This window comes from Pseudooceanicola spongiae (assembly GCF_014899185.1).
GTDB classification, from domain to species: domain Bacteria; phylum Pseudomonadota; class Alphaproteobacteria; order Rhodobacterales; family Rhodobacteraceae; genus Pseudooceanicola; species Pseudooceanicola spongiae.
Map to the genome: position 1 here is coordinate 4,121,775 of NZ_CP045201.1, position 12,442 is coordinate 4,134,216.

The following is a 12,442-nucleotide window of genomic DNA, read 5'->3' on the forward strand; positions in this document are numbered from 1 at the left end:
TGGAGGTGCCGGCATGGACATCCTGACCGAAGAAGAGCGCCGTTTGATCGACGAGGCTCTGGCGCGGATTCCCGAGGAAGCGCGTCGCGTCCCAACGGGCGTCAGCGGGATGGATCCCGACTATGTCTGGGATCCGAAAACCCAGCGGATCATCACGCGCAACGAGGTCTTCGCTGGCGGCTATCGGACGATGACCCTGCGCAACGTCCGCAGCCCCGAGGATCGGATGAAGGATCGCGAGATCTCTCTCGATATCCGCGACGGTTTGAGCATCGGAGAAATCTCCCTGCTGCGCCACACCAGCCGCGAGCGCATCCAGCGTGTGGCACGCGAGTACGGGATCGAGGTGGCGCGTGCCAAGCCAGCGCCGCGCCAAAAGACCGCCTCGGGCAATGACGACGATATCACGCGCAAGATCCTGACCTTCGTGGATGGGGAGCGCGGCCTGACCGAGATCGCCCGGTTGGCGGGGTGTCACAAGGACGCGGTGAGGCTGCGGCGTGACCGGCTGGGGCTCAATATCCCGGCAGCCATCCGGGGGCAGGCGGCATGAGTGCAGAGATGGACCACGCCCCCGAAGCGGGCTCTTGCGCCGCCAGGTGCCGGGCGCCGCCCCCGCTAGGGGCTGAGCGCACAGAGCACTGTGGGGGCCGCTCAAGCGGCTGATCTCACACCATGAAACTCGCCGCGCGGAGTGCGCGGAGTTGATGCGGCCTTGGCCCGTCGACGCAATTGGGCTGCCCGGAGGACACCATGAACACTACAGCCATGACGAAAGACGCCGCGACAGAACCGGAGCCGGAAGACGGCTTCACGGTCCCCGAGGGCTACCTGCTGATCGCCCCCGCCGACTGGGAGCGCCAGCGCTGGCACTGGCTGAAGGGCGTGCGCCGCGATGGCGGTCCGGGCAGGCTCAGCCCGATGGCCCGGCTGGTGGCGCATGCCCTGGCGCTGGATTTCGCGCACCATCTTACGGCGCGCTGTGATCCGCTGTTCAGCCACCTCACCTCGGCCGTCGGGGCCTCAGCGGCGACCGTGAAGCGGGCTCTGGCAGAGCTTGAAGCGGCCTGCTGGATCGTGCGCGATTCCGGGCGCGGCAAGGGGCGGCAAAGTCGCTTCGGCTTCCTGACGCGGCCCCGGATTGCGCCGCTGAAAGGAGGTGGCTCGACCCCTCCGAAATCGCGCAGAAATGAGCCATCAAAGGCCCGCGAAAAGGCTCAGAATTGTAGCTCTTCTGGCTCAGATATGAGCCATCCCTATAATAAGGATAAACCATATAAGAACCATAAGGGGCGCGAGGGTGCGCGCGAGCTCTCTCAAAATCCGATGGTTCGCAAGCGGGCCGAGGACGCTGTGCGCAGCTTTCGAGGGGGTCGCTCCGAAGCCTTCGCCGAGCTTCCCCGCTACGTCTTGAACCACATCATCGCCGCAGACCTGCTGACGCCGCTCGAGCTTCAGACGTCGGGTATTTTCTGAGAATGGAGGCGCTGGCCATGACCGAGGATCTCAAGATCGAAACCAAGCGCGACCGGGTGCGTCGCCTGCTGCTGACACCGATGGCCGAGCTCGGCTTTCGCTTTCCCAAGGCGGTCAGCGCCGAGGACGGCCAGCGAAAGCTGGACCGCATTGCGGATGACCTGGCCTACATGGCCGATGACCGCCTGCAGCTGCGGATGCTGCCTGTGCTGCGGACCAAGGGTCAGGGCAGTGCTCGGAACTTCTGGCCGGATCACGCGACCTTCATCGCCTATGCCCAGATCGCCCAGCCGCGCCCGCTTAGCGAGATGCCGGGCATTGCCAGCTGGTTCGGCAGCGTTGCGGGGCAGCAGGCTCTGGACGGCGGCCGCCTTGTCGCCGAGTTCCGGTTCTGGCTGGAGAAGAACAGACCCCCGCAGGGCGAGGCCGAGAAGCGCCGTGTCGCCTCCAAGGGCGCAGAAGATCAGAGCCGCGTGACGCGGATCCGCGAACGGCTGAGCCACAACCTCGCTGTCGATATCATTGATCGCGGCTGGCTCGCCGAGTTCGAACAATCCGAAGCGCGGGCCATGGCCCTGGTCGACGCCAAGCGGGGAGAAGTGGCATGACGATGCAGATGCCGATCCGGGCGACACGGCGCAGCCACGACATGCGCGAGGTCTCGATCCTCCAGCTGATCGAATGGGCCTTCCAGCGCGAGAAGGTGCGCATCGACTTCGAGCAGGGCACCCAGCACCGCCCGCAAGGCGCGCTCAAGGGCTACGGCATGGAGCACATCCTGATGCGCCAGGCAGAGCTTGGCTGCCGTGTCGATGGCGGTGGCACATCTGAGCCGCACCCGGACGCCGACGCTGTCGCTGACGCGCTGGCGGTCCTGCCCGAGGGCCACGGCGGCCAACGCATGGCGATGCGCATCGGAGAGCTTGCAAGGGCAGGGCAGGTGCCCAGCTGGCACATCCCCGAGAAGACCCGCGTCGTGCCCTGCGAGTGGCGCACCACCAAGCACGGCACCTTCGCGCAGACCGAAAGCGCCGGGATGCTCAGCTACATGAGCCGGGGCAAACTCCGCGAGGTCGAGGTCAAATACTGCCCGATCACCATCCAGAACCATCCGGGCGATGCGGCTGCTCTGCGCAGGGAATATCTCGGCTGGTGGGGTGCTCTGCTGGAGCTGCGGGACACCTTCCGGATCTACGGTGGGCTGACGTCCTATGTGGTGACGGAGGCGATGCCACCTCGCACGCCATGGAAAGACGCGGCACGCTGATCGCGAGCGGGTGGCCCCCAGTGGTGGGGGCTGCCGCCGTGGCGGAGGATCGGGCACTGCCCTGGGTGATCCGCCGCATAGGGGGGGGCTATCCGAAAATCTGGGCGAAGACACGTTGACCGGTATGATAACAGTTGTTTTCGTGCGCGCTGAATTGGAGAAAAAAGCCCAATTTGGAACGGGTTAGCAGTGATAGGAAAGTGCGTTTGGCCAAGGTGCTGCAAGCTCCGCTGCGCTACCAGCTCCCACCATGCTTACCTTCGGATGCCGCGACCGAAAGTCGTAGCGTAATGTAATTGAAGCATCAAAATTAACCCGAGCGGCTGCTGCGCGGACTTTGCGGCCGGTTGATCTTATAGGCGATAGCCGCCGGAAACGGTGAGGACTTCACCTGTGATAAACGAGGCGTCATCCCCGGCCAAGAACCGGACTGCTCTTGCGATATTGTCGGGGGAGGCGATACGGCCCAAAGCTGTCTCATCGGCAAAAAGTTTCACGAGCTCATCCGGCCGCGGCGCTTCTGGAATATTCACCGCACCGGGTGCCACAGCATTCACCCGGATTTGGCTGGGCCCAAGTTCCTTCGCCATACCTTTTGTCCAAAGGTTGATCGCAGCCTTGCTGGCTCCATAGATCGCAGCACCTTTGGGCGGCAAAACCGCATTGACCGACGAAATGTTTACGATGGATGCTCCTGCCTTAAGATGAGGCAAAGCGGCGACCAGAAGTGAATGGGCTGCTAAGACATTCACATTCAGCATCCGACCCAAACCATCCGCATCGAACACGTCATTTCGGGAAGGAGAGATCAATCCGGCATTATTGACAATCACGTCGAGACGCCCGAACCGATCTATGATTTCCGCCACGATCCTGGGGGCAGCGTCTTTGTCTGTCAGGTCCGCCCGAACCGCCAGCGCCCCATCAGGCAAAGCGGCCGGCGGTGTGTTCAACCACGTCACAGCAAGGTCATGGTCCCGCACAAGGTTCAGTGCGATGGCTAAACCAATCCCTCTGGCGCCGCCCGTGACAAGCGCAACTTTCCGCATGGCAATCTCCGGACTGATAGGAATTCCAGACGACCACGAGGCCCCGTCTTTGTCCAGAATGCTTTCGATGTCATCGAAGGGCAAAATTGGGCTCGGACCGGACCTGCGCGGCGCACTGCGTGAGGGTCCGGTGAGCGGACTTTCCTGTCGTTGACTGCGATCTGCGCGAAGGTCCGGTTTTCCAAATTGGGTCAGTTGGTAACGTGATAGTCAAAGTCATCCGACCTCTGACACCCATGGGAAGATTGGCTTTTCATGAAAACATCGTATCTGGTGGTTTTTCCAACAATCCGGTGGGTACAGGGCCTCACCCCCTCTATGGCATGAGCTTTCAATGGCCACTTCAGAACAACTCTTTTGGCGTCATGCTGAAGGGCAGTTCTGACGAGGTCCGCGGCATCGTCATCGTTTCCCACTATCTCGCGGACTTGCCGCAAATCGAGCTTCACTAGGGCAGATCCACTGCGAGCAGGATGCATCGGATCAATCAGGATCGCTTCTGCGGGGATTTGGGGTAGCAAATCCTTTGCGTCTCCCCTCAGTAGCGACATCCGGCCAATGATATCGCGCAGTTCCCCACCTTCCTTGGCCGCACGAGCCATGCCTTCAGCCAGCAAGAAGTGCATAGTTTCGGACCGCTCGATCATTGTGACCCGAGCTCCGAGCGAGGCCAGCAGAAAGGAGTCTCGACCCAGACCGGCAGTAGCATCAATGATGACCGGGGTATTTCCCCCACGCAGGCCCATGGCCTTCGCAAGCGGCTGGCCGCGACCCCCACCGAACCTGAGCCGATGTGCAACGGCCCCCTTAACGAAATCAACTCTTAGGTCACTTACGGATTGCTTCACGGGGGTGCTCATCACTGTTGGAGACTAAAGGGAAGACTGCAGGGTAGGACTTGGACGATTTGTTTTCTGGTCCGCTAAAGACCAGATCTGAGCCGCATTGATTTTACAGGATGCGACATTTCAATCGGGTTCCAACTTGAATGAAGTTGTCCTTGTAGTGCGGGTCGCGCTGCTGCGTATGACCCGCATCATCGTCAAGAGCAATACGCCGTCCCGCGAAGCAAGTCTGCTAAGAGATGTGGCCTCGCCACGATGTGCCTGAGCTACCTGCCTGCGGGCACCGGAGCGGATCAATCGGCATAGCGCCATACCGCGGTCGCCCGGCCTGAGGGGATCCAAAGCGCGATCAACCAAAGCTGCCGTTTATGTAGATTGCGGCATTAAGAAGAGAGGGCGAAGGCCGGACCTTCGCCGCACACGGCAGCGAGGTCAGGTGAGCGGACAATGGGGACTTTCGCTGCGATTTTGCCAATGTCGGCTTTCGTAAATAGAAAGGCGTCGATAAGTTTGGTTCTAGCGAAGCTATTTGGCGCATTGGTTGCTGCGCTTGCTCCACTATGGGACATCTCCCAACTAGACGGTTGTGGCTTTGCCGTGTGTTCCGGTATTCTGCGATAGAGTGTATCGACTTAAGAGGAACCATTTCATGGAAGACAAGGTTAAAGGCCCCGCGTCCTATTTCCCCTCTATCGAGAAGACTTACGGCAAGCCGGTTCAGCATTGGCTCGACCTGATCTCAGCCAGACCCGAAGAGAAGCACATGGAGACAGTTGCTTGGCTTAAGTCTGAACATGGGCTCGGTCACGGACATGCAAATGCGCTCGTGGCTCATTCGCGGGCCTCGAACAGTTAGGTAGAAATTACGATTTCGCCACAGCAGACCCAAAAACCAGACATATCTTGATGGCGCAGCATCTTTTATTCTGGGCTCAGACCGGACTTGCGGCGGCGCAGCGCCAAGGCGAGCATCCAAAGCCGCTTCTGTGACGAACACAGCAGGTCGCAGCCAGCCCTTTCGCGACCTTCGTGCCTGGTGCAGCGGTAGCTATGCTGCCTGTGAGAGAGGCCAAATTCAAGGAAGCGGACGCTAGGCCACTTAGCGCAGAGCCCAATGATCCTGCGGACCGCCCGACTGACAGAGAAGCTTGCCGTTAGAGAGGATTCAAGGCAAAGTTCTCACTCAAAACACGAAGAGGACGTAAACCGATGCTTCGACTTCTACGCCGTCTCTTCACCACCCCTCTAAGCTCACGCCCTCGAAAGCCGGGTAGCGCGTTTGCTCCTTCGGTAACTCAGCCTGATGTCTCTGTTGGCCACAACGCATAAATGAGGCGCATCTCGGGGCGTTTCGTGCGGCATCTCCTTTTTGTCATCGCGCTGGTCGCGGCCACCTGGGTCTTTGCGCCCGGGTCGGCACAGGCGCATGAAACGGCGCAGAGCGTGCCTATGTCAGGCGACTGTCCGAACTGCATGGACATAGACGCCGAAGGATCGGTCGATCACAAGATGACCCACGATTGCCACCAGGGCGCAGTCTGCGGCCCGGCGCTTGCTGGCTTTTCCGACAGTGCTGGCCTGGTCATTTCGTTTCCAGCGGCAAAGCTGAATTTGCGCCCGAGGAGCCAAGCGGCGCCCGGGTCCGAGGTTGTCGCTAGGGACCTGCCTCCACCGCGAGCCTGACTGCATTCGAAACCGGGTCGCGGGCAACTCCGCGTCCACGATGCATTCACGGCCATGACGCCGAGTTTTTCAGGACAACCATTATGAACAAGATCATTCCCGCCTTGGTAGCGGCTATTGCCGTTATGGGCGGTGCCTACTACGTCACAAAACCCTCCGAGCAGACTGTAGCGGACTCACCTGTTCAGGGGGAGCCGCTGGTGGCTATCACCCTGCCCGCCGACCTCTCACCCGAGGCAAAGATGGGTCAGCGCGCCTTCGACGCCACCTGTGCCGAGTGCCATGGGCAGAACGCGACGGGCAAAATGGGCTTTGGCCCGCCGCTGGTGCACAAGATCTACGAGCCAAACCACCACGCCGACATCGCTTTCCAGATGGCCGTACAGAACGGCGTCCGGGCACATCACTGGCAGTTCGGAGACATGCCGGCCCAATCCGGGCTGACCCGTAGTGATGTCGGCAATATCATCGCCTATGTGCGCCAACTTCAGCGCGTCAACGGGATTAATTAGAACGCCATGCCTCGTGTGGCACGAGGACCGGGGTCGCAGACCCTGCAAGACAATATGAACCAAAGTCGCCTTCGCGGCCGCACCCACTAAGGATCTAAAAATGAAGAAATATATCGCACTTGGTTTCATTGCGGCTGGAACCGCCGCCCTCGCACATGGTGGGGTCAAGGACCCGGACGTCATGAATCGCATGATAGGGATGTCGGAACTTGCAAAGCAGATGAAAGTCGTCGGGAGCATGGCCAAGGGAGAGACCGCATTCGACTCTGCCGCCGCCAACGCAGCTCTGGCAAAAATGTCGGAAGAGGCGTCGTATATCCCCAGCCTTTTCGAAACTGAGGCGATAGACCCCAAGTCCGAAGCGCTGCCGATAATCTGGGATCAGTTCGAAACCTTCGCCGCACGCGCCAATGACTTGGAGCAGGTCACAGGAAGCCTCGCGGGCCAAGTGCTGACGGTCGGCGATCTCGGTCCGGCCATGCAGCAGATCGGCAAGGCCTGCAGCGCCTGTCACACGACGTTCCGCAAATGAAGCGTGCTGGCATATCGTAGGTTTGTGCCGCGCCCGGAGCCCAAACGGACCGCCGCTTCCGGGCGCGCGATCTGGAAGCAGCGGCACCCTCTATGAAAGCCATTCGCTGCGCATGTCGCGTAGTGGCTCTGGAAGAAGCAGCCCTCAGCGCAGTGTGCGACCTTCTGGCGTGTGTCTGGTCGACCTGGCCAGACCGCGCGCAAGAGGTTCAGCGTCAACGCACGCATGGCGTCGAGGAACCACGATAAAAACGCAGGCGCGACGATCCTGAATATTTCCTCGTGCCTTCAAAACCTTCAGGTCGTCAGCAGCGCCTTGCGTGCGGCATAGTCCTCCGCTTCGATCTCGCCACGGGCGAAGCGGAGGTCGAGTTCCGAACGCGCGCTTGACGCTGCACCGTGCGCATGGTGGCCGTCCATCCGACGGACGAACCAGATCACCCCGGCAACGATTAGCCCAAGGACAATCAGCCAGAGCACCGGACCAAACATCATGCCCATTCCGTATCCATATCCGCCGTCCATCATATGGCCGTAGCCATCCGTATCGGCCAGGGCAGGTTGGGCCATTATGGCCAACAGCAGTGCAATACGTTTCATAATACTCTCCGGTGTTTGAGGTCTGTCCTGACGATACTGCCCCCGCTCAGAGGCTGGCGCGCTGATCTGCATCAAGTGCGTTGTGATCAGGCGAAAGCCAAAGGCGCGCCGAAAATATCGACGCGCCCCTTCGCAGAACAGGTAGCTCGCTAAGCCGCTACCTTGGCGTTACTCGGTCATTATCTCCGTCACGGTCAGCTTGCCCTTCACGCGGTCGGCAACAAAATCGACCTCCTGGCCTTCGGCGAGGCCTTCGATCATCACGGGGTCAGTGACTTCGAAGACCATTGTCATAGCATCCATTCCGAGATTTTCGAGCGGGCCATGATCGATTGTCAGCTTGTTCCACTTGGTGTCGATCTTGGTGATTGTGCCATGGCTCATCTGCATGTCGCCATGGTCGGCGGAATGGGTGCCTTCGGCGTGAGCGGTGGCGGCAAAAAGGGCGAAAGCGAGGGCAATCAGGGTTTTCATTCAGGATGTCCTTTCAAGGTACTAGGGGGAGCGCCTAGGCGCTCCGGCGATAGTCAGCCTTTGTGAAGATGGCTGCGCGGGGTGAGGATGGTGTCGGGGCTATCGTTGCGGGCGTGATCGGGAAGTTCGCCTGTCCACTCCCACGCCTGCGTTCCGGGCGGGTTTTCATACCAGCCGGGGTCGGAATAATCGTTGTCGGCAATGCCGTCCCGGACCTTCACGACCGAGAACATGCCGCCCATTTCCAGCGGGCCATACGGACCCCAACCCGACATCATCGGCACAGTGTTGTCGGGCAGCTCCATCGACATTTCAGCCATGTCCGCCATGCCGGCGGTGCCCATGGGCATATAGCCGGGGGTCTGGCGGCGGATCATCTGGGCGAGCTTCTTCTTGTCCGCCCCGATGAACGTTGGCAGGTCGTGACCCATGGCGTTCATGGTGTGATGCGCCTTGTGGCAATGAATGGCCCAGTCGCCCTCATGATCGGCGGTGAACTCATAGGCGCGCATCGCCCCGACCGGGATGTCGATGCTGACCTCGGGCCAGCGGGCCTCGGGGCGCACCCAGCCGCCATCGGTGCAGGTGACCTCGAAGTCGTAGCCGTGCATGTGGATCGGGTGGTTGGTCATCGTCAGATTGCCGCAACGCACCCGTACCCGGTCGCCCTTGGACACGACCAAAGGGTCGATGTCGGGAAACACACGGCTGTTCCATGTCCACATGTTGAACTCGGTCATGGTGGCTACGCGGGGGATATAGGTGCCCGGGTCGATGTCGTAGGCCGCCAGCAGAAAGGCAAAGTCCCGGTCCACCGGCATGAAGGCAGGGTCGCGCGGATGCACGATGAACAGGCCCATCATCCCCATGGCCATCTGCACCATCTCATCCGCATGAGGGTGATACATGAAGGTGCCCGACTTGATCAGGTCGAACTCGTAGACATAGGTCTTGCCCGGTGGGATCGCGGGGTGGCTCAGCCCGCCGACGCCGTCCATCCCTGATGGAAGGATCATGCCGTGCCAATGCACCGTGGTATGTTCTGGCAGGCGGTTGGTGACATAGATCCGAACTCGCTCTCCCTCCACCGCCTCGATCGTCGGGCCGGTGGACTGGCCGTTGTAGCCCCAGAGACGCGCCATCATGCCGTTCGCCATGATCCGTTCGACCGGCTCGGCCACAAGGTGGAATTCCTTGACGTTGCCGTTCATGCGCCAAGGCAGGGACCAGCCGTTGAGGGTTACGACAGGGTTGTAATCCGGCCCTGATCCGGGTCGCGGGGGCACCATGGTGTCCGGGCTGTCGTATGTCGCCGCATCGGGCAGATCGCGAAAACGGGTCTGTGCTGTCGCGGCGGAGGCCATCACCAGCCCGGCGCCTGCGGTCAGAAGCTGTCTGCGGTTCATTCGCGGGATCCTCCGTTGGAGCCGCCCCAGATGGCGGCAGTCATGTCGGCCTCGGCGCGCCAGTAGTCGGCCTTGGCCTCGGCTGTGCTGAGTTGGGCCTCAAGCCCTTCGCGGGCGTCGGTGATCAAATCAAAGGTCGAGATCAACATGCCGTTGTAGGACCTCAGCGCGTCTTCATCGATGATACGGCGCAGCGGCAGGACAGCATCGCGCCAATGCTTTGCGACGTTGTACTTCCCAGTGACCGCAGCATGAGCAGACCGGGCCTCTGACCTTGCGTTTACGGCCTTTTGAGCAAGGTCGTTCGCGGCGCGCATGTATTCAATTTCGCCCCTGCGCGCGATCAGAGAGCCGGTGTCGTAGATCGGGATTTCGAACGTGACCTCCAGCACCGGCGACACCTCGGTTGTCCGGCTCGAGGGAGAGCCCGATCTTTCCGCCGTCGCGCCTGCGACGATAGACACGTCTGACAGCATGCGCGTTTGTCCGGAAAGGCGGTACTCCTGTGCGACGGCCTCAAGTTCAAGCCGACCGATGGCAAGGTCGGTGCGGTGCTCCAATGTCAGCCGTTCCACATCCGACCGCCCCGGCCTGCGCCCTGGCAGGCCCGGCAGTTGGTTTGGCACGTAATAGTCGATATCCGCGCCCCAAAGCCCCATCAGCCGGGTCAGCTTTTCTTTCGCCAGTTGCGCCTCAAGCTTCGCGTCAGCGCGCTCAGCAGCCAGTTCGGCCGTAAAGGCATGTTCGCGCGCCTGATCCGAACGGCTCATTGCCCCGGTGCGGCCCAGTTCCACGGCAAGTTCAGACGCCGCATCCGCGGTGTCCTGCGCCCGCCCGATCAACGCGGCCGCCTCGAAGGCAGCAACGGTGTCGACCCAGGCCTGCCGGGTCTCGGTAGCCAGTGCGATAGTGGAGCCAAGCGCTGCGAACTGGGCCTGCCGGAATCGCGTCTCGGCAATATTCCGGCGCGGCTTCGCCGTCGCCGCCTCCAGGATCGCCCCGGTCACTGATGCCTCCAGAGAGCGCGCCAGCCCGACCTCGCCGATACCCGAGATGGTGACGCCAAAGGTCGGCACGGGACCACGCGCGACCTCCCATAGATCGGCCGCTGAAAGGCCAAGATCGCCGTAGGCAGCCTGAAGTCCCCGATTGTTCATCAGCGCCACCTGAACGGCAGTGTCCGGCCCGATGGTCTTGCCATGCACCAGAGCGCGCGCCTTGGTCTCGTTGGCTGCCACCTCTGCCGCCGATTGCGCCCAGACGCCGACAGCGCCGGTGGCCTGCTGCGTGCCACTGGATACCAGAGAGTACCCCGCACGTGGGGCCGAGGCCTTTTGCACCAGCCCCGTGTCAGCACAGGCCGCCAAAGCAAGGGGGAGTGCTGCTGCGGTCATCTTCAAACCCCAGATCATGAGGAGCCTCCCGGCGCTTGTGCGTCGTTCAGCCGTCGCCAGTCTTCTGGCTCGGCAATGGTGCGCAGGGTGTTTGCGACGCCCGGACCGGGTCGTGCAGCGCGCGACGTGGAGGGATCGGCCGCGCGGGTGAGCGGTGTTGCAACAGGCGGCGCATAGGGCTGCGCACAGCCCGCAAGCGCCAGCGGCACGGCGGCCGCAAACAGGATTTTCATGGAATAACTCCGGAAGGGATCGGCAGTGCAGGCGCCTTACAGCGCCCTACGACATGTCGATCAGGCCTTCGGAGGTCGGCGCAGTCCGTTCGGGTGGTTCAGCTCGGTCAGATCATCCGACGCCCAGGCATGAATTGCCCTGGAGCTGGACCCTGCGGTGACAAGGTCAAACGATGGCGTAGAGGCCTCGAAAAGGCACGCATGGTCGCAGCACACCAACGCCTGCGTGTCCGAAGTCCTGTCCTGTTTCGCATGCCCCGCATGAGAGGTACTTTCGACGTCGGCCTTCATATGGTCCGCATGCGTGGCCACGAGAGGCTGTCGATCCTGCTTGTCCTGCAGTGCTGCCCGCTGTTCACAGAGCATGTCTCCAGCCATAGCCATGGCTGCGACCGGAGAGATCGCGACCATGGAACCGGCCAGCGCCAGGAACATTGTGAGCAGGTATCGCTTCAACATGCCGGCATAGATGTCCGATCAGTTTGTATCTGGCAAGACACGAGTGCATGATATGACGTCAGAAAACAGAGATACGGGATATGACGGTTTCTCCGTGACGCGACCTATGACGCGGTATCGAGGCGCGGACCCAAGGGATGGGGGCGAGCGTCGCACAGCTGGAAAAGGGGGGCTGATCGGGTCCGGGGTAATTCCGGCCAAGGGTGTCCAGAGGGAGCGGCGCGTCCCTCTGGCAGGTGTTTCGAAAGAGGGCAGCGCCTTCTTCGTCAGGGTTTCGAAAGGGGCGAAGCACCCTTCGCCGGAGAGACAAAACCGCAGGTTATGGCTAGTAGGTTCAAGCGTAGCGCCGAAGCGTAATGATTGCCCTGATCGGTTTCTTGATCGTCATAATTCCTGAATCCGGGTCGATCCTTTGACAGCCATCGTGAGACTAGAGCCGTCACAGCCGTTGTCACGGGGCCGTCCCGTAACTGGTGAGCGTTACGCCGCTCCACCACGCGTTCTCGGGAAAAG

General features: G+C 61.2%; 15 protein-coding genes. 7 read left to right on the top strand and 8 right to left on the bottom strand.

All coding sequences use genetic code 11. The features are described from left to right. Positions 1-13 precede the first annotated feature (13 nt). The 4 genes from F3W81_RS19405 to F3W81_RS19420 all read left to right on the top strand — a co-directional run bounded on the left by F3W81_RS19405 (position 14) and on the right by F3W81_RS19420 (position 2,743). Positions 14-553, top strand: coding sequence for a hypothetical protein (locus F3W81_RS19405; RefSeq protein WP_193081143.1), 540 nt, complete (start codon positions 14-16; stop codon positions 551-553). Positions 554-753: 200 nt separating this feature from the next. Continuing rightward, positions 754-1,476, top strand: a complete 723-nt coding sequence (locus F3W81_RS19410; RefSeq protein ID WP_193081145.1) for a hypothetical protein — start codon at positions 754-756, stop codon at positions 1,474-1,476. A 17-nt stretch (positions 1,477-1,493) separates the two neighbouring features. Continuing rightward, complete coding sequence (locus F3W81_RS19415; protein ID WP_193081146.1) at positions 1,494-2,084, top strand: hypothetical protein; 591 nt, start codon at positions 1,494-1,496, stop codon at positions 2,082-2,084. Continuing rightward, the gene (locus tag F3W81_RS19420; protein WP_193081147.1) at positions 2,081-2,743 is read left to right on the top strand and encodes a hypothetical protein; all 663 of its coding nucleotides are present in this window, start codon (positions 2,081-2,083) and stop codon (positions 2,741-2,743) included. Before F3W81_RS19415 ends, F3W81_RS19420 begins: the two co-directional genes overlap by 4 nt. A 353-nt stretch (positions 2,744-3,096) precedes the next feature. Here F3W81_RS19420 and F3W81_RS19425 read toward each other — a convergent pair whose 3' ends face one another. Both F3W81_RS19425 and F3W81_RS19430 read right to left on the bottom strand, forming a co-directional pair. Then, on the bottom strand, positions 3,097-3,792 hold the full coding sequence (locus F3W81_RS19425; protein WP_193084046.1) for an SDR family NAD(P)-dependent oxidoreductase: 696 nt from the start codon (positions 3,790-3,792) through the stop codon (positions 3,097-3,099). A gap of 191 nt (positions 3,793-3,983) precedes the next feature. Further along, positions 3,984-4,640: a class I SAM-dependent methyltransferase gene (locus F3W81_RS19430; RefSeq protein WP_226941753.1), complete on the bottom strand. Its 657-nt coding sequence runs from the start codon at positions 4,638-4,640 to the stop codon at positions 3,984-3,986. Positions 4,641-5,286: 646 nt separating this feature from the next. Between F3W81_RS19430 and F3W81_RS19435 the strand changes: the two genes are divergently transcribed. The 3 genes from F3W81_RS19435 (at position 5,287) to F3W81_RS19445 (ending at position 7,364) form a co-directional block, all read left to right on the top strand. Further along, a complete protein-coding gene (locus F3W81_RS19435) occupies positions 5,287-5,493 on the top strand; it encodes a DUF4287 domain-containing protein (protein WP_193081149.1) in 207 nt (68 codons plus the stop codon). 910 nt (positions 5,494-6,403) lie between these two features. Continuing rightward, positions 6,404-6,832, top strand: coding sequence for a c-type cytochrome (locus tag F3W81_RS19440; RefSeq protein ID WP_193081150.1), 429 nt, complete (start codon positions 6,404-6,406; stop codon positions 6,830-6,832). Between the two features lie 100 nt (positions 6,833-6,932). Next, positions 6,933-7,364 carry a c-type cytochrome gene (locus F3W81_RS19445; protein WP_193081151.1) on the top strand — a complete coding sequence of 144 codons (432 nt, stop codon included), beginning with the start codon at positions 6,933-6,935 and terminating at the stop codon, positions 7,362-7,364. 296 nt (positions 7,365-7,660) lie between these two features. Here the strand turns inward: F3W81_RS19445 and F3W81_RS19450 are convergent, their stop codons facing one another. The 6 genes from F3W81_RS19450 to F3W81_RS19475 form a co-directional block, all read right to left on the bottom strand. Then, positions 7,661-7,963: an SHOCT domain-containing protein gene (locus F3W81_RS19450; protein WP_193081152.1), complete on the bottom strand. Its 303-nt coding sequence runs from the start codon at positions 7,961-7,963 to the stop codon at positions 7,661-7,663. 168 nt (positions 7,964-8,131) lie between these two features. Continuing rightward, positions 8,132-8,437, bottom strand: coding sequence for a copper-binding protein (locus F3W81_RS19455; protein ID WP_193081153.1), 306 nt, complete (start codon positions 8,435-8,437; stop codon positions 8,132-8,134). 53 nt (positions 8,438-8,490) lie between these two features. Continuing rightward, positions 8,491-9,843 carry a multicopper oxidase family protein gene (locus F3W81_RS19460; RefSeq protein WP_193081154.1) on the bottom strand — a complete coding sequence of 451 codons (1,353 nt, stop codon included), beginning with the start codon at positions 9,841-9,843 and terminating at the stop codon, positions 8,491-8,493. Continuing rightward, positions 9,840-11,255 carry a TolC family protein gene (locus F3W81_RS19465; protein ID WP_226941754.1) on the bottom strand — a complete coding sequence of 472 codons (1,416 nt, stop codon included), beginning with the start codon at positions 11,253-11,255 and terminating at the stop codon, positions 9,840-9,842. Before F3W81_RS19465 ends, F3W81_RS19460 begins: the two co-directional genes overlap by 4 nt. Then, a complete protein-coding gene (locus tag F3W81_RS19470; protein WP_193081156.1) occupies positions 11,252-11,470 on the bottom strand; it encodes a hypothetical protein in 219 nt (72 codons plus the stop codon). The genes F3W81_RS19465 and F3W81_RS19470 overlap by 4 nt, the downstream gene beginning before the upstream one ends. A gap of 60 nt (positions 11,471-11,530) precedes the next feature. After that, the gene (locus tag F3W81_RS19475) at positions 11,531-11,929 is read right to left on the bottom strand and encodes a hypothetical protein (protein WP_193081158.1); all 399 of its coding nucleotides are present in this window, start codon (positions 11,927-11,929) and stop codon (positions 11,531-11,533) included. Between the last annotated feature and the right edge of the window lie 513 nt (positions 11,930-12,442).